Below are 21,275 nucleotides of genomic sequence, written 5' to 3'. Positions count from 1 at the left end.
TAGCGGCCATTTTAACTTCATAAGGAAACATAATAAAACCCCTTGAATTAGATTTCTCCAATTCAAGGGGTTCAGTTCATTCTGGAATAGTTGGTTCTTTTTTTAAATGACCGAGATCAGCCGTTTGGCGCAGGCTTTATCAACATAAGAACGCAAAGTTCAATTGCATTTATAAACACTCTCCCGACTAACGCCCACGCACCGCGGCTGATCATCTTTTTTCATTGCCCAAAATTCACGAACATTTCCGGTTGCATGTCCCATATTTTTGCTCTATAATGCTCTTTCGTGTTAATTTAATCTAATTATTACGGTTAGAAATACCAACGAGGATGTGAGCACAATGCCAGCAACATATTTACGAAAAGCAACCAATGAAGACTTACCAACAATTAAAAAAATCATCAAAGAAGCAAAAGCGTACCTCAAACAGCAAGGTATCGACCAATGGCAAAATGGCTACCCAGACGATGAGGCTTTAGAAACCGACGTCAAATTCGGCATTACCTATGTCCTGATCATTGACGGCAAAATTGCCGGAACCGCTGCTCTGCATCAAGGGCTGGATGTCAATTATCTCAATATTCACGACGGCGAGTGGGTTAACGGCATCCACGGCCGCTACACCGCTATCCACAGAATTGCCATGTCAGCAGACTTCCGTGGTCAGCACCTTTCAGACAAAATGATCACTGGGTTGATCACGATTTCCGGCGTTCTTGGTTACAAGGACATTCGAATTGACACCCATCCCGATAACTTCGGCATGCAACATGTCATCACCACCAACGGTTTTACCAAGCGCGGCACGATTTACATGACCGAAAAGGGTCACGAAGCCACTCCACGATATGCCTATCAACTCATTATTGGGTAATCATCAAAAATGAGGTAAAATGTTTTCGATGGGGTGATAGGAATGGTAGAATCAGATTTAACAGTCAAAACAGCACTAATTGTGATGTATGTGATCGGCATTATTTGTCTGGGAATTACCTTTTTCCTCTTAAATAAGATTAATGGCAGATTCTTCACCAAGTTTTCGATCGGCATCATCACTGTTGTTTTAGTGATGGGAATCATCTTAGTGAATTTGTTTAACTTGAGCTAATGATTTTTTAAAGATTGGGACGAAAGGCATTTTGATCCTCGAATTTAAAAAAGAACCAATTATTCCTGATTTTGGAATAGTTGGTTTTTTTTAAAATTCGAGGATCAGCCGCTTGAGCACGACTTTAATCTAAGTATCAGTGGCGATCCAAGGAAATGAGTATCAATTGGAAATTAATATATCCCGGTCTGATCCGGTTTTGGTTTGTCATTAAAACCAGCACTTCTTGGTTATCAAGATTAAAACTGCTTCATGTATTGGGAGTTCACCCAACTCATCCCCGTCGCTCACTGCACAACAACCTTCGTTCCTACTGGCACAGTCCGATTAATCCACTTGGCATCCGGGATCGACAGCCTAATGCAGCCGTGCGAATCGGCCTGCTTCCCCAATGTCTTGGCTTCAGACTTGATATAGTGGCCGTCAGCATTGGTTGGCACCGTGTGGAAAAGGTAGATTCCATGGCCTTTCCATGATGTCCAATAACGAGCGCCTTCCTTAGAGTGTTGATTATAGAAGAAGTTACCGCGTTCCTGTTGAACATGGAAAGTTCCTTTAGGAGTGGCGTTATCCCGACCGGTCGAAGCATACATTGTGTACAAGACCCGATTATTGGGACTCATCACATAAACTCGCTGTCTGCCGATTGAGACCCGCAGATAGCGATCATTTGCCCGCGTAATGGTCGGGTACGGCCTAGATTCAGACGAGTGGCGCCAGTTCACGATTTGGGTTTGACCGACCACGCCCGTTTTATGACGCGTTTGAGTGGTGTTGGAACACCCTGTTGCGGTCAGCATCAACGCTATCGCCAATATTATTTGCAACAATTTCTTCATTGTATCCAATCCCCTGCTCTGAAATATCTACTCGAGTATATCACCACAGGATTTTGGCACGACCTTTTTTGCTCAACCTTTAGCAATCCGTAAAATTAGTTAACTTTAATTAATTGTTGGTCCGCTAATAAATACAAATACTTTTCAGTAATTGGGCGACCAAGAATTTTTGCCAATGCCATTCCATACAGCTCCAGCTGACCGCGATATCGATCAACGATTGTTTGAACGGTCACCTTGGGCGTCAATCGATCAGTCTTGTAGTCAAACAAATAAACGCCGTCATCAGTGACACAATAGCCATCAATAATCCCATGAATCAGGATGCGTTGATCATCGTCATTGAAGTTTTTGAAGACATCGCTGGCCTTCATCAGTAATGAAAATGGGGATTCACGCTGGGTTTGCTCGGGGTTGCTTAAAACGCGTTGCCCGACAGAAGTTTGATAGAATTTTAAAACCCCATCAATGTTAATCTTATCGGCGACATTTTTGAGAATAATGCCTTGCTCAACCAATCGATCACGGAGCTGAGTGACAGATTTCTGGTCCGGCGTTGTTGAAAGATTGATCTGTTGAAGCAGCATGTGGGTCGCAGTTCCCACGTCGGTTGGCGAAGGCTGCTGCTTTCCGTTACCGGAAATAAACGTGGGGGCAGCTAGGCTCGACTGCGTATAACGGCTTGGGCGAATGACCTGATCAGCATCTAATAACGAATGATTGCCCAACTGAATATTATCCGGATCATCAAATAACCGCTTAATCTCAGAAACTGATTGATAGGCAGTGGTGTGGGTTGCAACCTGATGAGGATACTCGTAATCCATCAAACCTGCTATTTTGGCTGATTCAGGATCTAAAGACTGGGAAACAGTCAATTGATCAATCCAGTCGTTAGGAGACAGTGTGGCTTTATCTGCCTGCTTCATTGCTTTGGTCAACTTGGCATTGTCGAAAAACTGGATATCGAACTTCGATTGATCAGCGGCCAGTTCGTCAAAGGATTGGCTATCACCAAATTCGTTTAACACCAACGGATGCCGAGAAATTGCCGGACCAATCCATGATAAATAATTCTGAGCACTGTTACGAGTAGCAGTTGGCAACAATAATCTCCCAGTGGTGGTCTTTGATTGCCAGGTTAAAATCTGTTTTTTCTCATCAAATGGTTGATCTTTAGATCCTTTAACTTTGGCAACTAAATACAGTCGTTGTTCAGCTCTGGTCATCGCAACATATAATTTACGCATTTCTTCAGATAAAAACGCATTTTTGGTAACTGTCTTAACGGCTTCTTTTTGCAGTGGATCAGATACCTCTCGGGTTTCGTTATTTAAATAAGAAATACCGATTCCAAGATGATCATTCAAAATATAGTTGCCTCTTAAATCCTGATCGTTGAACTTCTTGCCAACATCGTTTAAGAAAACGACCGGGAACTGGAGACCTTTACTCCCGTGAATGGTCATTACCTGAACTTTGTCAGCCGCGGTCGCCGGATTGGCTGTCGCTAGGTCTTTGTCGTGATCCTGCATCCGTTCAATGAACAGGACAAACCTGAACAGCCCTTTGAAGCCATTCTTTTCATAATCAGCGGCCCGCTCGTACAAGGCATGTAAGTTGGTTTGGCGCTGGTAGCCGCCCGGCATCCCGCCAACATAATCTAAATAACCGGTCGTATTATAAATATCCCAAATTAAAGCCACAAGGCCGTCTTGTTGGGCAACATCCTTAAAATGAGTCAACTGGTTTAAAAAAGTGGCGATTTTGCTATAAACCCGTTGGCCATAATCGGTTGGTGCCGCCGTTGGGTATTGCTGATAAAAATCCAGCACCGCTTGATAATAATCACCGGTTTTCCGGTTAATCCGAATAAACGCCAGCTGATTTTCATCAAGGCCAACGATCGGTGACCGCAAGACAGCAACCAGGGGAATATCCTGATAAGGATTGTCAATAACCGATAATAGGGACATCATCACTTGAATCTCGGTTGTTTTTAAATAACTTTTAGCACCAGTAATCTCCGCTTCGATGTGATATTGCTTGAAAACATCGGCCATTGTCAGCTCACTATTGTGGGTTGGTGAGATGATGGCAATGTCACCCGGCGTGAGATCACGTAAATGATCGTGATCATAAATTTGCTCATGATTATCCAACAGAGCGCGAATTTTTTGGGCAATCATTTCAACTTGGCCAGTATCACTATCTTCAATCTGGGTGTCCTCAACTTCCCCATCCCCAGTGCCAGTGCTATTCTCGTAAATCAGCAGAGAAACCTTGGAGGGATAACTTTTGAGGGCCTCAGTATTTCCAAATTTCAGCTTGGCTTGAGAATAATTAATTTCGCCAACCTGCTTATCCATAATTTGTTCAAAAATCAGATTGGTGAAATCATCAATATTTTGGGCAGACCGAAAGTTTTCCGCCAGGGAGACCAATTCGTTGTCGTTATCTTGATCCGTATAGCTTTCCTCTTTATCAATAAACATCTGGGGATCTGCCAACCTAAACCGATAAATTGACTGTTTGGAGTCACCAACCATAAACCGGTTTCCCTGATCCGGTTTGGCAATTTTATTTAAAATAGCGTCCTGCAGCCGGTTATTATCCTGATACTCATCAACCATGATTTCGTAATACTGATTCTGCAGCTTCCGTTGGACCAGTTTTGCTGGGTCGCTGGAGTTATTCAAAATGTCATAAGCAGTGTGCTCAATATCAATGAATTCCATTAAATGGCGTTGATTTTTGAGTTCCTGATAGGCCTGACGAAATTGTTGAACAACGGCTACCAATTTTTCAATCCGGCCCTTGGCTGCCTGCATGATCTTAATGTTAGCGGTTTCGTCCAATAGGAAGTAGCGTGCCTGAAATTTTTGGAATCGTTCACCACTATTTTTGATGCTACCATTAATGCTGACAATTTGGGCATGAACCTTTTTTTGATCAGCTTCAAGCCCCGTTGCCGATGGAAACTTATCAAAAGTAAATTGATTGACAGCATCCCGCAACTCATCCCACGACCTACAGTTATCGATGTGCTGCTTCAAATTCTTGAGTGAATCCAACTGCTTATCGAGGGCTTCCTCATCTTTGAAAAGTTCAGCCTGCTGGGCCAACTGAATCATTAAGAAATGATCCATTTCGACCTGGCTGAAGAAATCATCAATCTGTGGTTTGATGAATTTTCGATAAAAATCACTTTCGATCAGGCTTTTCCCTTGAAGGTCATAAAATTGCGCCGAATTTTCCAGCCAACCATCGGGATCATCGGTGACATTGGCAAATTCGTCCATCTTATAAACCACGCTGGTTAAGCCGTCGTCACTGCGATCGTTGGAAAAGTTTTCGGTTAACCGGGCAAAGGAGCCGTCCTGATCATTACCATATAAATCTTCACGGACCCCTTGCCATGCTTGGTCCTTCAGGAGTTCTTTTTCCGTATCATCAGAAAGGATTCTAAAGTTCGGGTCAATCCCTAAAATATAATAATATCTGGAAACTAATTTCTGACAGTAGGCATCCATCGTAGTGATATCAGCTACCGAGACCTTCTGGATTTGAGTCAACAGGGCTGCTTTCTCTTGTGGACTATCCGTTGCGTTGAATTCTTCCCGCAATGATCGCTGAAGCCGCTGCCGCATTTCCTTAGCAGCCGCGTTCGTGAAAGTAACCACCAGCAGTTGGTCGATGTTGGCTTCGTGATTTTTGACCATTTTAATAATTCGATCCACCAACACCCGGGTCTTCCCAGAACCAGCCGAGGCGGAAACCAGGAGATTACCTGCGGGGCGATCATTAATCGCTTTTTCTTGATCTGACGTGTAATCCATTACTTTTCCTCCTTCAGCTTTTTGATAATGTCATTTGGCTTGAGTTTGTTAATGATTCGGTAGCGATTATTGGGCGAATCTTGATTTCCTAATAATGGATCAAAGTTCATAATCGGCTTAAATTTGGTGTACTGCATGGCCGACTGGCTGCCGTACTTAGTCGGTGATAAATTAATGTCCCCGGCAAAAATCTTGTTAGCTGCATCAACAATCAAGTGTTCAGTGTGCGTCAAAAAAGCCTCAAGTGTGTCTGCGGAAATCAGCGCAGATTTCTTGGATGGCTCACCATTTTTCTTTAATGTATATGGATAAACCTGAGAACTCCCCACCTCAAGTTGAGGCTCCAAACCACTGACCAAATCAGGATCAGAGACTAAAATCCCCTGATATTTGTGCTGATTCAATAGGGCTTCTTTAAATCCAGTTTTTTGGATATCAACGGTTTTTAATTTGGAATTAATAATGTGCAAATAAAGGGCCCCTGCTAGTGAAGCGTCCGGATCATCCGGGCTCAATTCCAACAAATTGTGCTTTAAAACGTCCAGATAGGTCAACAACTGCATCGAAATTCCGGTGTAAGCTTCCGTATAATCAAAAGATTTGTTACCAGACTTATAGTCAACAATCCCAAAATATCGTTTATCGCCAACCGTTATCGAATCAATTCGGTCAATCCGGCCACGAACATTCACTTGCCGGTTATCAGGCAACTCAAATGAAAGGCCTTTGAGATTGTCACCACTTGGTTGGCCGAAAACTTTTTCAGTCGTTCGTGGGCGCATTGGGGTGGCAGTTTGCTGATCACGCATGACCCGAATCATTTCCTGAATTGTCGCCCGCAGCTGGGAAGTCAGGTATTTCATCCGGTTGGAACTCGTCAAAATCACGTACTGATAATTGTCAGGATTCGTAATCATCTTTTGAACATTTTCGGCAACCAGGTCTTCAATATCCTGGTCACTTAGGGTCGTCAGATCAATCTGCTGTTCATGAACTTCCTTAAAGATTCGATCCAACGCTTCATGGAAGAAGGTCCCGGTACTGGCACTCGATAACTCAAACTTTTCTCGTTCCTGCAATCGGAGTCCATACTTTAGAAAATATTCATAGGGATTTTTATAGAATGACTGCAACTGCGAAATCGACACATCTAATTTATCTCCATAGAGGCCCGTTACAATGTCAGGCTTCAATGGCTTGGGATCATTTTTGTAGGCGATGCTTCCCAGTAAACGGTTGGTGAGCTGATTAAGCTCAGGATCGTTTTCCAAGGTGCTAAAAATAAACCGCCAAGCCGACGATAATGTCGGTGCAGTCGGATCAGCCCTGTAGGCGGCCTGAATCACTTGAATCAAATGGTGTAATGTTCCCCGCTTGGTTCCAACGTAAAGATCGATTGGCTGATCACTGGTTGGAATTGCCGGGTAATGATTCACTTTCAAGCCAAAATGGGTCGCAATTCGTTGGACATACGGTGACAGCTGAACACTCGTCTCATCATTGGTCTGGCCCGTATAAGTAAAAATCAACTTTTCACAAGGGGTCATAAAGGCTAAATAATTCAAATAGGGTTCAAAGGCCATTTGCGCGTCAGAGGAATCATTGAGATATTGATTGTCGCTTAAATTTTGTTGCAGCTGAGCAACATCGTCATCCCCAAACAAACTTTCATTCACCGTTCGCGCGGGCATATTATCATCGTTGGCGCCAATTATGAACGTCACTTTGTGGTTGTTCATCTGAACCATCCCACTTTCGGAGACGGTCACTTGATCCAACGTTGACGGGATTTGAGAGTAATCGGCCCCTTCAAATCCGGCATAAATCAACGCCCAAAAATCTGCCGCAACAAATGGCTTATCACCAATGATTGCCACGCTTTCGTCCAGCAATGAGCAAAACATCCGCCAAACCTGCTCAATTTGATTGGAACGATTAATGTGATTATCATCAACTGCTGCATCCCGCCAAGCTTGTAATTGGTCAACCACCCCAGCCTCAGTCAAGAAACGATACAAGATACTGGCAGCATCGCGATTCGTCCTTGCTTTGGCTAGTTGTCGATAAAATTTTGGCAGCGTGTCTTTCACCAAGTGACGAATCACGTTGATCTGTTGGGTAATTTCTTTGTCCCTATCAGTAATCACCGTGCCCTCATCATCGTCAGCGACCCATACATATTGCCAGTCTTCGTCTTGAGTCCAGCGACTTCCCTGATAATTGTTCTTGAGAACCAAATTTTCGGTGCGGGAAACTGCTTCGCGATAGTCAGCAATTGCCATTGGGCGCCCATCGACTTGGGGGATCACCAATTCGGATTTCAAAAAGCGCATCACGTCATCGTATTGGTAGTTACGATGACGGGCTGGATCGTCAATATCAAACAATGATCCCAGCAGCTCCACCAATGGATGGTCGACCATCGACTTTTGAATATCTTTAAAGTAGGGAATGGCCTGCAGCGAAAAGACCGGCTCTAAAATGTTGTTGTAGGCATCCAAATGGCGGGTCAAAATCAAAAAGTCAGAATAACGATACTGCCCATTCGCAACCATCCCATGAATCATCGTGGCCACTTGGTCGAGCTCCGAGTATAAATTGTCGGCCTGATAAACTTGGATGGCCTTTTTAGATTCAAGCTGACTGGGCGTGTTTGCCCCCATCCGACTCGACTGCTCCCAATACCGCTCTAATTTCAGCAGATCTTGAGTTACCCGCGGCTGATCGGCCATCACGGCCCCGACATAGGGCACTTTTTTAGTGGCCGCATATTTGTAAAGCCGCAAAAATAATTTAGCCGATTGATAAAATAAATCGGGTTCTTCTGGCAGCTCATCTCGATAGGCCTGGTCCAACGTCAAAGAAACTGTCACGCTGGCAGCTTTACTAATCAGTGTCTCCACCAAGCGAGATTCTTGAGCGGTGAACTTGGAGAAATCCGAAATATAAAAGTGATAAGCTGAGAGGTCAAGCTGCTCTAAATGATCACTCAGCAGATTCAAAATATTATGATTATCGAAGTATTGATCATCAATCTGCTTCACATATTCCGAATAAATAATTGAAAAATCGTGTAATTTATCCCGAAGGTCATTGCTGATCACTGTATCTTCATTTTCATAGAGTTCAAGCAGATCTTCCGGTAAAACGTTACCGGCTTGCATCTCAGCAATTTGATGAGCCACTTGGTTAACAAACCCGGGATGATGGACTTCTTGAGAAAATACAATCAGTTTGTTTTGATTATCCAAAATAATTTGATACAGCATCATGTTAATGCCGGCTTGGCTAATCCGTTGTTTCTGATATTTAGGCGAATTGCGCAAAAAGAACCAGGCCAGCCGAGTAAATGACAAAACTTGAACGTCACTTTCGGCAGCAATGGCAGCGGTTGGGTCGGCCAACTGTTTAAGAATTTCAACTTCAGATTCAAATTTAATATGATTAGGAACTAGGTAAAAGAAATTGTCACCGGCATGTTGTTGCCGATCATTTTTAAGAATATGCATCATTTTTTCTTGATGATCGTACCCGTTTTTTCCTAACACAAATTGCAGTGTCATTGGATCACCTCACTAGATTATGTTCATGATAACATAGTCCCTGCGGGTGGAAGCAAGCGATCATCATTCCCGTCAAAAGGGCCACCACAAACTGTTTTATTCAATTTCCATCAGCCAAAGATCAATATAATTGAACATTGGTAAAAAAAGGCTATTATTGATATTGGATGTAGTTTACATCCAATTATTTGACCTAAATGAAAGCTTTATGCTTGCATTGATCTTGTTAAGAGAGCCCGTCAGCGTAACCCACGATTAAATATCGGAAGCAAGAATTTACGATCTACCCCCAATATATCTTTCAAGTTCAAACAAACGCTGATAGGTTCTTACTCCTAATAACGCCTGGCACCCCCAGGCGGTACATAGTATTTTGATAGCTTCACTATTCAACCTTATAGGGATAAAATTGGGACGAAGGGCCATTTGATCCCAGAATTTAATAAAAAGAACCAACTATTCCAAATGAGGAATAGTTGGTTCTTTTTGTTAAATGGCCGAGATCAGCCGTTTGGCACAGCTTTTATCCAAATAGCTACGGCGATCTAAGTGAATGATCATCGATTGGAAATTAATATATGTCCCGGCTTTTTTGCGTTCGCTCTAGTTGAATGAAACCAGTCCCTCAGCTCACTTTCGAACCGACGCCCTTTGAATCAATTTTACCGGCAATGTATACTCATCCAACAAATTTTCACCCTCATCATTCAGACTATTGAATAACAGCCGCACGAGTAGATCAGCAATATCATCCAAAGGCTGGACAATTGTACTTAAATCCGGATTGTACTCCTGAACATTCGTAGAACCATCAAAACCGATTACTTGCATGTCTGCTGGTATTTTTAAACCGAGCTTTTTAGCTTCCTGCATACATAAAATTGCCGTCAAATCATCGGTACAAAAAACGGCATCGGGATGATCGATTAACAGTGATTGGTGGATGGTTGCCCGTTTAATGGCAGGCGTCGAATTGAATGGCAATTCAACGGTTTGTGGGGTGAGGCCCCGCGCCTCGACGGCCTTGTTGAAGCCTGTAATTCGATCGTTATTCGGCATCTGAACATCGATACTACCGGATATAAGCAACAACTTCTTAGCCCCTTTGTCAATCAGTGTCTTGGCTGCCAATTGACCGCCACCATAATTGTCACTTCGAACGGTTGGAATTTTATCCTTGAAGTATCGGTCATAAGAAACAATCGGCAGTTCGGTCATCCCATATTCCTTAATCCCTTCATTATGAGAACCCGTGATAATGCCATCCACTTGATTAGCCATCAGCATTCTCAAATATTGCCGCTCCTTATCCGGATTATCCAAACTATTGCAGATAATTGCCTTATAACCCTTGTTAAACAAACGGTCCTCTATCTTTTCGACCACTTCAGCAATAATTGGATTGGTGATTCCGGCAAAAATCAACCCAATTAGTTTAAATTGTTTTCCATGGAGTGCCCGGGCAGCCGAACTAGGTTGATAGTTCAAATGCCGCATGGCTTTATATACCTTTTCTTTTGTGGTTTCCGATAAGTATCCCCGGTCATTGATCACCCGGGAAACTGTCGTAGTTGACACACCGGCCAATTTGGCCACATCATCTAATTTCGGCTGCATATGCCTGTCTCCTTAAGTTTTATTTCTAACCAAGTATACCACAAGCTATTTTTAAATCCATTTTATGTTAATTTATGTCAAACGATTGACACAGAAAAACCAAACCTGTATGATGAATTCATGAAAAGGGTTACATTAATTTGGAGGTGTTTAGCTTGAATCAATCCTCATCCCAATCACCATGGTGGCAAAATGCCGTTGGGTATCAGATCTATCCGAAAAGTTTTTATGACAGCGACCAAGATGGTGTCGGCGACATTCAGGGAATTATTGAAAAGACCCCCTACATCAAGTCGTTGGGTGTCAACTTCGTCTGGTTATCCCCATTCTTTGCATCACCAAACGTTGATAATGGCTATGATGTGTCGAATTACGAACAGATTGATCCCCAATACGGAAAATTAGCAGACGTTTTTGAAATGATTACCAAGTTTCACGATGAAGGGATCAAAGTAGTCTTCGACTTAGTCATCAACCACACGTCCGACCAGCACCACTGGTTTGAAGAGGCCAAGAAGTCTCGAAACAATCCTTACCACGACTTTTATATTTGGAAAAAGCCGGCAGCCGGCAAAGCGCCGAATAATTGGCAGTCCTTATTCGGCGGCTCGGCCTGGGAATACAATCCCCAAACTGATGAGTATTATTATCATCTATTTGCCAAACAACAACCTGACCTGAACTGGGAAAATCCCCGGGTTCATCAAGCTGTCAGTGAGATCATTGATTGGTGGGCTAGCCATGGAGTTGATGGGTTTAGGCTGGACGCGATCTCCCACCTGAAAAAATTACGAACCTTCGCCGACGTTGACCAACCTGATGAGGCCATGAATGATGTGGCCGGCATTGACAATTTTCTTCAGGAATTAAGTGACGACTTCAAACGCGATCACCTAATGACTGTCGGCGAGGCCGGTGGCGTGTCAGTGTCAAGAGCCCGACAATGGGTCGATGAGCAACATGGTTATTTCAACATGATTTTTCAATTTGACCATGTCAGCTTTTGGGAAAAATTCACTGTCGGTCAAGTAGACGTTGCTCAGTTAAGAGCCGCTCTCACCCGCTGGCAAAATGGATTGGCAGATAATGGCTGGAACGCCCTATTCCTTGAAAATCATGATCTTCCCCGAGCCGTCTCCTACTTTGGCAACGATACTGATTACCGCAAAAAAAGCGCCCAGGCACTTGGCATGATGTACCTGTTGATGAAGGGAACCCCCTTTGTCTACCAGGGACAAGAGCTTGGGATGACCAACGTTTCATTTGATCACATTGATCAATTCCGTGACCTCGATAGCAAGCACTTCTACCAAGAAAAATTGGCCGCCGACTGGCCAGTTGCCAAAATCATGACCAGCTTACGGGCAAAGAGCCGCGACAACGCCCGAACACCGATACAGTGGTCAGCAAGCAAATTTGCCGGCTTCAGTCACACCCAACCATGGATCGAAGTTAATTCGAACTATCCAGAGATTAATGTGGCCGACCAACAGCCATCGCCTCAATCCACTTTGAATTTTTATCGGCAGCTGATTGATCTCCGCCTCACGGATGAGACATTGCTGTCAGGTCAATATCACCTCATCGATACTCACGACCATCAACTTTACGTTTACACGCGTGAAGTAGACCATTCCGGTTATCTGGTTGTCACTAATTTAAGCGATCAACCGGCTGAATTCCAGGTCCCTGATCAGTTCAAACTCACCAGCTTGGTTTTAAGTAACGATCAAGCTGCAGCCCTTGATTCGCCAATTGCCCTCAAGCCGTGGGCAGCCAACCTCTATATGTATGAAAGGAAAAATTCATGAAACTCACAAATAAAGCAATGCTCATTACCTATCCAGATAGTCTTGGAGATAATCTTAAAGACTTGCAACACGTGCTCAGTTCGCAACTCGATGGGGTGGTCGGTGGCGTCCACATTTTGCCATTTTTCCCATCTGCCGGTGATCGGGGCTTTTCACCCGTTGATTACCAACAGGTTGATCCCAAATTTGGGGACTGGAACGATATTCAAACGCTTGCCAAGAATTATTACCTGATGTTTGATTTTATGGTGAACCACATTTCCAAGCATTCCAAGTATTTCCAAGACTTCCTACAGAATCACGACCAATCAAAATATCGTGACCTCTTTATTCACTGGGATGAATTTTGGCCGGCTGGACGCCCCACTCAAAAGGACATCGACCTTATCTATAAGCGTAAGCCCAAGGCACCCGTCCAAGAAATCACCTTTGCGGACGGCCAAACCGGCAAAGTTTGGAATACATTTGGTGACGATCAAATCGATCTCGATGTAACCAAGCAAGCCACCAAAAATTTCATCAAATCCACCTTAGAGTTTCTCATGAAAAATGGGGCTTCAATTATTCGCTTGGACGCCTTTGCCTATGCGGTTAAGAAATTAGATACCAATGATTTTTTCGTAGAACCTGAAATTTGGAACTTGCTGGACAACATCAACAAGATCACGCAACCTCAAGGAGCCACCCTCTTACCGGAAATCCACGAAAATTATCACATTGTCCGTAAATTAACTGATCACAATTACTTCAGTTACGATTTTGCCTTACCAATCGTGACCCTTTACAGCCTCTACTCGGGTGATGCCACCCGTTTAGCTGCTTGGCTGAAATCTAGCCCCATGCGTCAATTTACGACTCTGGACACCCATGATGGTATTGGAGTCGTCGATGCCAAAGACATTTTGAGTGATCAAGAACTCGATTACACCAAAGCCGAAATGTACAAGGTCGGTGCCAACGTCAAAAAAGTTTACTCAAGTACGGCTTATCACAACCTGGACGTTTACCAAATCAACACCACTTATTACTCGGCTCTTGGTGACAACGATCCAGCTTATCTAATGGCCCGGGCAATTCAAATTTTCGCGCCAGGAATTCCGCAGATCTATTACGTAGGCTTGTTGGCTGGCAAAAATGATTTGGACTTACTTGAGAAAACCAAGGAAGGCCGTAACATCAATCGACATTACTATTCATTAGCTGAAATTGACCACGAAACCCAGCGTCCCGTTGTTAAGGACCTTTTTGCATTATTGAGATTCCGCAATGCCAGCACCGCATTTGACCTCGATGGCAGTATCCAAGTTGAGCAGCCAAGTAAATCAGAAATCATCATTGTCCGCAGCTCAGCCGATGGCAAAACGGCGGCCCGGTTAACTGCAGACCTTGAAACAAAATTATTCACTGTTGAAGCCAAAGATAAATCCGAATCTTGGACAAAAGTTCTCGATTCAGCCAACCTAACTGATTAGGGAATGGAAGGATGACAAATCATGAAATTAGAAAATGACTTATCTGTTTCAGAGCTCGGTACCGACACCCAGCCTGATATGCATCTTGAAAAATTGAGTAATAAAGAGCGAGTTAGTTATGGCGTCAGTGACTTTGCCTGCAATATCGCCAATGGGATGGTCGGGACTTACTTAATGTATTACTACACTGACGTTTTTCTCGTCGCCGCCGGGGCAATTGGCACGCTATTTTTCGTTGCCAGAATCGTTGATGCAGTTTGTGGCCCCGCTTGGGGAATTTTGATTGATCACACCCACACTAGATGGGGTAAGAGCCGACCATTCTTCCTCTGGTTCTCAATTCCGTATGGGATCTTTTTCATCCTGGCATTCTCTTCGGTGCCATTGGATTCGATGGGTAAATTGATTTGGGCATACGTCACCTACATTGCAATCGATGTATTATATCTAGGAATCAACATTCCAATCACTTCGATTTTGCCATCCCTCACCAGCAATCCCCAAGAACGGGTCCGACTGAGTACTGTCCGGCAAGTTTTGGCAACCACTGGGGCAACCTTGATTTCAGTGATGGTTCTGCCAATGGTCGCCCTCTTGGGTCGTGGCAACAACCAGCTCGGCTTTTTCCTGACTGCCGTAATCATTGGCGTCTTGACCAGCTGTCTGCTACTGGTCACTTTCAAGAATACCCGCGAACGGGTTCATCCCAAAAATGATCACAAATTACCATTATCAGAGTCCATCAAGGCTTTAAAGGGTAATTGGCCTTGGATGATCATCTCACTGATGTATTTCTTTTTCTGGATCGGCATGCAAACCAAGCTTCAAGTAACGGTCTATTTCTTTAAATACAACATGCACGATGCGGGATTGGCCTCGGTTATGTTGGGTCTGCAAGCTATTTCGTTAGTCGTGATTGTCTTCACCCCATTTCTGACCGCTCACTTTGGCAAGAAAGGAACAATGTCAATTGGGTTGGGGCTTTGCGTGATTAGTCAAGCAATCTTAGGGATTGGGGCTCACTATTTGAGTGTCCCAATTCTGGCCGCTGCAACGATTCTGGGTTACTTTGGAAACGGCTTCTTCGCCGGCTTACTACCAGTGATGCTAGCCGACACCGTGGACTATGGCGAATGGAAGAGTGGCGTTCGAGTTGAAGGCTTGGTGACCTCATTCTCCGGAATTGCTTCCAACTTCGGCATGGGCGTTGGTGGTGCCGTTACCGGATTCCTATTGAGTATGAACGGCTATGTAGCCAACCACCAGCAGACACCGCAAGCCTTGAAAGCAATTGAAATGAATTATATTTGGGTGCCACTGATTGGGTTTGGCATTGGGTTAATCCTGATGTATTTCTATCAGTTTGATAAAATGCAGCCGAAGATTGAAGCAGATTTGATGGCGAGAAGGTTAAAAGAGGAGTAAAAAGTAGCTGATCATAGTGGTTACTGACACAAATAAATCCAAATGAGACTCAGGAGGTATGATCACTTCCAGTCCCATTTGGATTTATTTTTGTCCATTTAATTGGTTCTGAACTTCTTCAATTGACAAATGATTCAGCAATCGTTGAACCTCAGAAACCACATTTTCTCTTTGCATTTTCATGAAATGCAAATTTTTCATCGCCAAATCGACGTATTGGGCAACTTCTTTAGAATCCATGTGAGCCTCCGTCTGTCCTAAGCTGCATCGTGGAAACCTGTGTCGCCAAGCAACATTCAGGTTAGCCGCTACTCTTCACTTTATTTTCTTCCATCACCTTATTGGTGTAGTATTCCAAATCATCGATCACCTGTTCATTTTGTTGGCCCTTTTGGGTGGCAGCATGCAAATTTTGTTGTGCCACGGCCCAATACACCAGGTTGTCAGTGATCGGCAGAATGTCCCTAATGATTCTAAACTGGAAATTTTCCTTGTTGGTCGTCTTCATGTTCACATAGTTATTCCAATCCGTCACCATGCGGACGCCAGTGTGCTCATCCTTTTGAAACGCCTCGATAATCACAAAATGAGAATTTTTATTTGCCTCGGATAACTGTGCTTTCAACACCTTCACTTGGTCTGAATCCAATTTAATTGCCATATGCTCACCCCAATTCTATTTGCTAATAATTCCGACCGATCGATTAATGAAATCATTATTGTCGAACATCTCGAATGAAAGCTTCGCAACCGCCCCACTGGACACCTCTCCGTATGGCATTGTGGTTCCTTCATTAAATAGTTGATAATTTAATCCAGCTTGATCAGTCAACTTCGTCATCCTAATTATAGAATACGGAATTTCTGCCTCGTCGACAATTTTTATTGCATATCTTTGCTGTTTTATAAATTCTTTGGAATCTTTAACCCCCTCGTAAACGGGGACAGTTTTTAATTCATCATCAACTCCGGCATAAGAGAGCATCACAAAATGACTCAGCGGTGGCTGAACTTCGTCAATGGCATCGAATAATTCTCCAAAATCCAAATCAACGTCCAGAGGCCCAACGGCTGAAAAAATCCAGTCAACGTCCTTTAAACGCTTGGCATAGCCCATCACGTCTTGAAGATTACCTTGGTATTCTTCATAGCTTATTTGGGGATCGGCAGCTAATAGCTTCTCAAATTGAGGAACAACGGGATTATTTTCATTTAAGATCAATAATTTTTTCAAAGGCGTAACTTCCTAATCTAAATGATTTATTATTTAGTTCAGTTGTTTCATAATTAATATGTACCATATATGTCAACAGAAATCAAAGGAGGATGGCACATGACTCAAACTGTAAAGATTGGCAAATCAACTGTTGAAACAATACCACTGGGATTTGGTACCAATGCTGTTGGTGGTCATAACCTGTTTCCAGATCTTAGTGAAGAAGATGGGATGAACTCGGTCCGAGCTGCTTTAAATAGTGGCATTACCATGCTCGACACGGCCTACGCGTATGGTCTGGGACGTTCGGAAGAACTCATTGGCCAGGTGATCAAAGAATATGATCGCTCAAAAATCACCATCGCCACAAAAGGTGCCCAGCTCGTTGATAAAAATGGGAACACCACAATTAGCAATGATCCGGCTGACCTCAAACGATTTGTGAAGGCAAGCCTAAAGTGCCTGCAGACCGACTACCTCGACATTTTCTACATCCATTTTCCAGATGACCAGACGCCAAAGGACGAAGCAGTGGCTGCTTTGAATGAACTCAAGCAAGAAGGCCTCATCAAGGCAATTGGCGTTTCAAACTTTTCTTTGGCCCAGCTCAAAGAGGCCAACAAGAATCATCAAGTAGATGTTGTGGAAGACCAATACAGCTTAATTCATCGCCAACCGGAAAAAGAGTTATTCCCATACTTGCGGAAAGAACGCATCTCCTTTGTGCCATTCTTCCCGCTGGCATCGGGCTTACTAACAGGTAAGTATGATGGCTCACCAGTTGATTTCCCAGCCGGTGATTTAAGAAAAAATGATCCAAACTTTGCTGGCAGCCGCTTCAGTGGCATCGTCCAGTCGGTGAAAAGCTTGCAGCCAATTGCGGATAACCACGATGCCACAATCGCCCAAGTTGTCTTGGCATGGTACATCAAGAACCCAGATGTCTCGGTTGTCATCCCGGGGGCAAAAACACCTCAGCAGGTTCAAAGCAATGCTAAAGCAATGAATATTGCATTAACTGATGAAGAATTTAATGAAATAGATAATGCTTTTAAACTATAAACGTTAGGAATTATTAAATCAGAACTAGACAGCTATCTAAAAGAACACTTAGTTTTGGCTTCGAACTTTGCTCACCGGCTTCACACTATATTGCGGGTTGATCTGCAATTCCTTAATTCGTTTTTCGCCCCACTCGTACATCTGATTAATGATCGGCATCAGGGTTCGGCCCAGATCCGTTATCCGGTAGGTCACTTTCACCCGGGAATCAGTGGTGACTTCCCGCGAAATCAGACCGTCCTCTGCCATTTCCCGCAGCTGATTGGTCAGTACTTTGTGCGTCACTTTTGGCATCAACCGCATTAATTCGTTAAACCGATAAGCACCGTCAGTTCCTAAATGAAACAGGACCACAATTTTCCATTTACCGCTAAACATCGATAAGGTGAACTCTTTTGAACAGCTAAAATCGCCGCCCTCTAATCGATCCTTCACGTCTTTTCTGATTACGTCAGTCATTTTTTCTCCTCCGAACATGGGCACGCACCTGCAAGTGCGTTATTGTATCGATTTGATACTCAGTATAAAATAGATACCATGCTTTAACAAGAAAGGAAGAGACTAATGAGTAAAATTGCTGTAATTGTCACCAATGACGTTGAAGATATCGAGTATACCTCCCCAGTTGACGCCTTAAAGAATGCCGGCCATGAAGTGACCGTGATTGAAAACAAGGCTGGCAACAAAATCAAAGGCAAACACGGTGTCGATATCACCGCAGATCAATCGATCGCTGATGTTACCCCGGCAGACTTTGATGGCTTACTGATCCCTGGAGGCTTTTCCCCTGATCAATTACGGGCTGACGACAGATTTGTCAACTTTGTCAAAGCATTTCTCCTTGCAGACAAACCAACTTTCGCGATTTGCCACGGTCCTCAACTGTTCATCCAAACAGGCCTCACCAAGGGTCGCACGATGACTGCCTACCTCACCGTTCAACCTGATCTTTACTATGCAGGGGCGCGTGTGAAGGATCAGTCGGTTGTTATCGACAATAACTTAGTGACTAGCCGAACACCCGACGACTTGGTTGACTTCAACGCAGCCATGCTTGATGTATTGAAGAATAACTAATTAGTATTTCAAGATCGATATAAACAATTATATCTATTTATCCTAATTGATTCGCAGATTGAACATATTATACTATAATGATAGTATAAATATGTTCTTTTTTTATTTATATCCGAACAATAGAGGAGCTATTATTGATGTTAAATTCGATTGCCCACTTTTTTGATTTTGAGGGTCGGAAAACAAATTTCCGAACTGAAACCATCGCTGGGATCACCACGTTTGTTTCAATGGTTTATATTCTATTTGTGAATCCGAATGTCTTGGGAGTTAGTGGTATGGACAAGGGGGCCGTCTTTACTGCAACGGCCCTAGCATCCGCATTTGGCTGTTTTCTCATGGGGTTCATCGCTAACTACCCGATTGCCATATCTGCCAGTTTGGGGATCAACGCCTTCTTTGCTTATTCCGTTGTCATCGGTATGAAAGTTTCTTGGCAAACTGCATTGGCTGGCGTCTTCGTTGCGTCAATTATTTTTATGATTTTAACGGCGCTCAAATTACGAGAAAAGATCATTGATTCGATCCCGGCAGATTTAAAGGCCGCAATTGGCGGTGGGATTGGTTTGTTCATCGCGTTTATTGGTTTAAACGATGGCGGTTTGATTGAGGCTAATAAAGACACTTTGGTTAGTCTGGGTTCACTTCATGTCGGCACAACCTGGTTAACCATTTTTGGGTTGATTGTGACCATCATCCTCATGAGCATGCGCGTTCCCGGTGCCATTTTTATTGGCATGGTACTCAACGCCATTTTGGGGATGGTAACTGGCCTGATTCCACTGCCCCATCAATGGGTAGCCGCAATGCCAAGCCTGGCACCAACATTTGGAGTTGCCTTGACCCACATTGGCGACATTAACTCGCTTCAACTGATTGTCGTCGTGCTGACTTTCTTGCTAGTGACCTTCTTTGATACAGCTGGTACTTTGGTCGGCTTGGCTGAGCAGGCTGGCTTCATCAAGAACAACAAGATCCCCCGAATTGGCCGCGCGTTGATCGCCGACTCTTCAACCATGTTAGCGGGATCTTTGCTGGGGACATCCCCAATGGGTGCCTTCGTTGAATCGTCAGCTGGGATTGCCGTTGGTGGCCGAACCGGTTTTACCGCCATCGTGGTTGGAATCCTCTTTATCTTGGGGACATTCTTCTCGCCGCTATTAACCGTCATTACCAGCCAAGTCACGGCGCCTGCCCTGATTATTGTTGGGGTATTAATGGCTCAGTCCCTTAAAAACGTCCACTGGGAACAGTTTGAAATTGCTGCGCCTGCGTTTATCACGTTAGTCGGCATGCCATTCACTTATAGTATCGCCGATGGAATCGCCCTTGGCTTCATCACCTACCCAATCACCATGATTGCTGCCAAGCGTGGGAAAGAAGTCAGTGCAATGATGTATGGATTAGCCGTCGTCTTTGTCTTCTTCCTCTGGATCCTGAATCGCTAAAACCTTTTGACCTTCGATTCGAAAAGCGGTAAGGTTAAAAGGTTGTCTTGACAACTAAATAATTTACAAGGAAGGAATTTATTTATGAATTCTAAGACTAATGTTCTCGGCATCGACAGTGTTCTTGATTTAACCAAGGCTGCCGTTGTTGCTGCACTCTACATCGTTTTGACGATGGTCTTTGCAGCCGTAAGTTACGGGCCCGTTCAATTCCGCTTTTCTGAAGGACTGAACAACCTGGTTGTATTTAACAAACGCTATATCGTTGCAATCACGTTAGCGTGCTTTATTACCAATATCATGTCACCAAATGGCGCTATTGACATGGTGGTTGGTACGTTTGAAACCCTGATCAATTTAGTAACGATCTATTTAGTTACCAAGCATATGAAGTCACTAGTGGCGAAATTAGTTGCTTCCGTTCTGATCGGGACATTCTACATGTTTATTATTGGATTTGAAATTGCCATTATCGGCCACGCAGCATTCTGGCCAACGTTCTGGAGTACCTACCTTACCGCTGGAATTGGTGAATTTGTTACCATGACAATTGGTGCCGTGGTTGTTTACCTAATCAATATGAGATACGACTTGGCAAAGTAAGCATAACAGCATAATTTTAATCGAAGATGCCAGTTTTACTTAACTGAAAAGACACCATCAATCAGATTCTTTCGATTGGTGGTGTCTTTTTATCTACCAATTTTTTAATCCCTTGAATTGTCAAATTAAGTGCAACACGACATTAAAGAATATTTCATAAGGCGTTTTCCATCCGAGACATTTACGGGGACG

General features: G+C 43.7%; 17 protein-coding genes. 9 read left to right on the top strand and 8 right to left on the bottom strand.

Annotated features, from left to right (window positions below; genetic code table 11):
* The first annotated feature begins 343 nt into the window (after nt 1–343).
* A complete protein-coding gene (locus tag KTE19_RS08870) occupies nt 344–877 on the top strand; it encodes a GNAT family N-acetyltransferase (RefSeq protein ID WP_217342106.1) in 534 nt (177 codons plus the stop codon).
* A 42-nt stretch (nt 878–919) separates the two neighbouring features.
* Complete coding sequence (locus tag KTE19_RS08865; protein WP_217164877.1) at nt 920–1,111, top strand: hypothetical protein; 192 nt, start codon at nt 920–922, stop codon at nt 1,109–1,111.
* A gap of 287 nt (nt 1,112–1,398) precedes the next feature.
* On the opposite strand, the gene KTE19_RS08860 is transcribed toward KTE19_RS08865, so the two are convergent.
* The 4 genes from KTE19_RS08860 to KTE19_RS08845 all read right to left on the bottom strand — a co-directional run bounded on the left by KTE19_RS08860 (nt 1,399) and on the right by KTE19_RS08845 (nt 10,969).
* Nucleotides 1,399–1,950: a L,D-transpeptidase gene (locus KTE19_RS08860; protein WP_217164878.1), complete on the bottom strand. Its 552-nt coding sequence runs from the start codon at nt 1,948–1,950 to the stop codon at nt 1,399–1,401.
* A gap of 95 nt (nt 1,951–2,045) precedes the next feature.
* Nucleotides 2,046–5,789 carry a helicase-exonuclease AddAB subunit AddA gene (addA, locus tag KTE19_RS08855; protein WP_217342105.1) on the bottom strand — a complete coding sequence of 1,248 codons (3,744 nt, stop codon included), beginning with the start codon at nt 5,787–5,789 and terminating at the stop codon, nt 2,046–2,048.
* Nucleotides 5,789–9,352 carry a PD-(D/E)XK nuclease family protein gene (locus tag KTE19_RS08850; protein WP_217342104.1) on the bottom strand — a complete coding sequence of 1,188 codons (3,564 nt, stop codon included), beginning with the start codon at nt 9,350–9,352 and terminating at the stop codon, nt 5,789–5,791. Before KTE19_RS08850 ends, addA begins: the two co-directional genes overlap by 1 nt.
* Nucleotides 9,353–9,982: 630 nt before the next feature.
* Nucleotides 9,983–10,969 (bottom strand): LacI family DNA-binding transcriptional regulator, encoded by a 987-nt coding sequence (locus KTE19_RS08845; protein WP_217342103.1) that lies wholly within the window; start codon nt 10,967–10,969, stop codon nt 9,983–9,985.
* Between the two features lie 146 nt (nt 10,970–11,115).
* Here KTE19_RS08845 and KTE19_RS08840 point away from each other — a divergent pair, with 146 nt between their 5' ends.
* The 3 genes from KTE19_RS08840 (at nt 11,116) to KTE19_RS08830 (ending at nt 15,677) form a co-directional block, all read left to right on the top strand.
* Nucleotides 11,116–12,780, top strand: a complete 1,665-nt coding sequence (locus KTE19_RS08840) for an alpha-glucosidase (protein ID WP_217342108.1) — start codon at nt 11,116–11,118, stop codon at nt 12,778–12,780.
* The gene (gene gtfA / locus KTE19_RS08835; protein ID WP_217342102.1) at nt 12,777–14,252 is read left to right on the top strand and encodes a sucrose phosphorylase; all 1,476 of its coding nucleotides are present in this window, start codon (nt 12,777–12,779) and stop codon (nt 14,250–14,252) included. The genes KTE19_RS08840 and gtfA overlap by 4 nt, the downstream gene beginning before the upstream one ends.
* 78 nt (nt 14,253–14,330) lie before the next feature.
* Nucleotides 14,331–15,677: a glycoside-pentoside-hexuronide (GPH):cation symporter gene (locus tag KTE19_RS08830; RefSeq protein ID WP_217342107.1), complete on the top strand. Its 1,347-nt coding sequence runs from the start codon at nt 14,331–14,333 to the stop codon at nt 15,675–15,677.
* An 84-nt stretch (nt 15,678–15,761) separates the two neighbouring features.
* On the opposite strand, the gene KTE19_RS08825 is transcribed toward KTE19_RS08830, so the two are convergent.
* The 3 genes from KTE19_RS08825 to KTE19_RS08815 all read right to left on the bottom strand — a co-directional run bounded on the left by KTE19_RS08825 (nt 15,762) and on the right by KTE19_RS08815 (nt 16,911).
* On the bottom strand, nt 15,762–15,917 hold the full coding sequence (locus tag KTE19_RS08825) for a hypothetical protein (protein WP_217163594.1): 156 nt from the start codon (nt 15,915–15,917) through the stop codon (nt 15,762–15,764).
* Between the two features lie 61 nt (nt 15,918–15,978).
* A complete protein-coding gene (locus KTE19_RS08820; protein WP_217163592.1) occupies nt 15,979–16,338 on the bottom strand; it encodes a hypothetical protein in 360 nt (119 codons plus the stop codon).
* A 15-nt stretch (nt 16,339–16,353) separates the two neighbouring features.
* The gene (locus tag KTE19_RS08815) at nt 16,354–16,911 is read right to left on the bottom strand and encodes an NAD(P)H-binding protein (RefSeq protein WP_217163590.1); all 558 of its coding nucleotides are present in this window, start codon (nt 16,909–16,911) and stop codon (nt 16,354–16,356) included.
* 99 nt (nt 16,912–17,010) lie between these two features.
* On the opposite strand from KTE19_RS08815, the gene KTE19_RS08810 reads away from it, so the two are divergent.
* Nucleotides 17,011–17,955 carry an aldo/keto reductase gene (locus tag KTE19_RS08810; RefSeq protein ID WP_217342101.1) on the top strand — a complete coding sequence of 315 codons (945 nt, stop codon included), beginning with the start codon at nt 17,011–17,013 and terminating at the stop codon, nt 17,953–17,955.
* Nucleotides 17,956–18,003: 48 nt separating this feature from the next.
* Here the strand turns inward: KTE19_RS08810 and KTE19_RS08805 are convergent, their stop codons facing one another.
* Entirely contained in the window at nt 18,004–18,414 is a 411-nt protein-coding gene (locus tag KTE19_RS08805) for a winged helix-turn-helix transcriptional regulator (protein ID WP_217342100.1), read from the bottom strand.
* A gap of 105 nt (nt 18,415–18,519) precedes the next feature.
* Between KTE19_RS08805 and KTE19_RS08800 the strand changes: the two genes are divergently transcribed.
* The 3 genes from KTE19_RS08800 (at nt 18,520) to KTE19_RS08790 (ending at nt 21,083) form a co-directional block, all read left to right on the top strand.
* Entirely contained in the window at nt 18,520–19,032 is a 513-nt protein-coding gene (locus KTE19_RS08800) for a type 1 glutamine amidotransferase domain-containing protein (RefSeq protein WP_054748222.1), read from the top strand.
* A gap of 137 nt (nt 19,033–19,169) precedes the next feature.
* On the top strand, nt 19,170–20,480 hold the full coding sequence (locus tag KTE19_RS08795) for an NCS2 family permease (RefSeq protein ID WP_218043475.1): 1,311 nt from the start codon (nt 19,170–19,172) through the stop codon (nt 20,478–20,480).
* A gap of 84 nt (nt 20,481–20,564) precedes the next feature.
* Nucleotides 20,565–21,083, top strand: coding sequence for a QueT transporter family protein (locus KTE19_RS08790; protein WP_217163583.1), 519 nt, complete (start codon nt 20,565–20,567; stop codon nt 21,081–21,083).
* The last annotated feature ends 192 nt before the right edge of the window (nt 21,084–21,275 follow it).

Origin of the sequence: Lentilactobacillus dabitei, assembly GCF_019061365.1 — a bacterium.
Lineage (GTDB): Bacteria > Bacillota > Bacilli > Lactobacillales > Lactobacillaceae > Lentilactobacillus > Lentilactobacillus dabitei.
Note: the sequence above shows the minus strand (reverse complement) of the source record. Positions and strands in the feature narration are given on the sequence as shown.

Excerpts from the sequence above, each read along its gene's own strand:
- KTE19_RS08870 (WP_217342106.1), top strand. The coding sequence starts at position 344 with ATGCCAGCAACATATTTACGAAAAGCAACCAATGAAGACTTACCAACA.
- KTE19_RS08865 (WP_217164877.1), top strand. The coding sequence starts at position 920 with ATGGTAGAATCAGATTTAACAGTCAAAACAGCACTAATTGTGATGTAT.
- KTE19_RS08860 (WP_217164878.1), bottom strand. The coding sequence starts at position 1,950 with ATGAAGAAATTGTTGCAAATAATATTGGCGATAGCGTTGATGCTGACC.
- addA (WP_217342105.1), bottom strand. The coding sequence starts at position 5,789 with ATGGATTACACGTCAGATCAAGAAAAAGCGATTAATGATCGCCCCGCA.
- KTE19_RS08850 (WP_217342104.1), bottom strand. The coding sequence starts at position 9,352 with ATGACACTGCAATTTGTGTTAGGAAAAAACGGGTACGATCATCAAGAA.
- KTE19_RS08845 (WP_217342103.1), bottom strand. The coding sequence starts at position 10,969 with ATGCAGCCGAAATTAGATGATGTGGCCAAATTGGCCGGTGTGTCAACT.
- gtfA (WP_217342102.1), top strand. The coding sequence starts at position 12,777 with ATGAAACTCACAAATAAAGCAATGCTCATTACCTATCCAGATAGTCTT.
- KTE19_RS08830 (WP_217342107.1), top strand. The coding sequence starts at position 14,331 with ATGCATCTTGAAAAATTGAGTAATAAAGAGCGAGTTAGTTATGGCGTC.
- KTE19_RS08825 (WP_217163594.1), bottom strand. The coding sequence starts at position 15,917 with ATGGATTCTAAAGAAGTTGCCCAATACGTCGATTTGGCGATGAAAAAT.
- KTE19_RS08820 (WP_217163592.1), bottom strand. The coding sequence starts at position 16,338 with ATGGCAATTAAATTGGATTCAGACCAAGTGAAGGTGTTGAAAGCACAG.
- KTE19_RS08810 (WP_217342101.1), top strand. The coding sequence starts at position 17,011 with ATGACTCAAACTGTAAAGATTGGCAAATCAACTGTTGAAACAATACCA.
- KTE19_RS08805 (WP_217342100.1), bottom strand. The coding sequence starts at position 18,414 with ATGACTGACGTAATCAGAAAAGACGTGAAGGATCGATTAGAGGGCGGC.
- KTE19_RS08800 (WP_054748222.1), top strand. The coding sequence starts at position 18,520 with ATGAGTAAAATTGCTGTAATTGTCACCAATGACGTTGAAGATATCGAG.
- KTE19_RS08795 (WP_218043475.1), top strand. The coding sequence starts at position 19,170 with ATGTTAAATTCGATTGCCCACTTTTTTGATTTTGAGGGTCGGAAAACA.
- KTE19_RS08790 (WP_217163583.1), top strand. The coding sequence starts at position 20,565 with ATGAATTCTAAGACTAATGTTCTCGGCATCGACAGTGTTCTTGATTTA.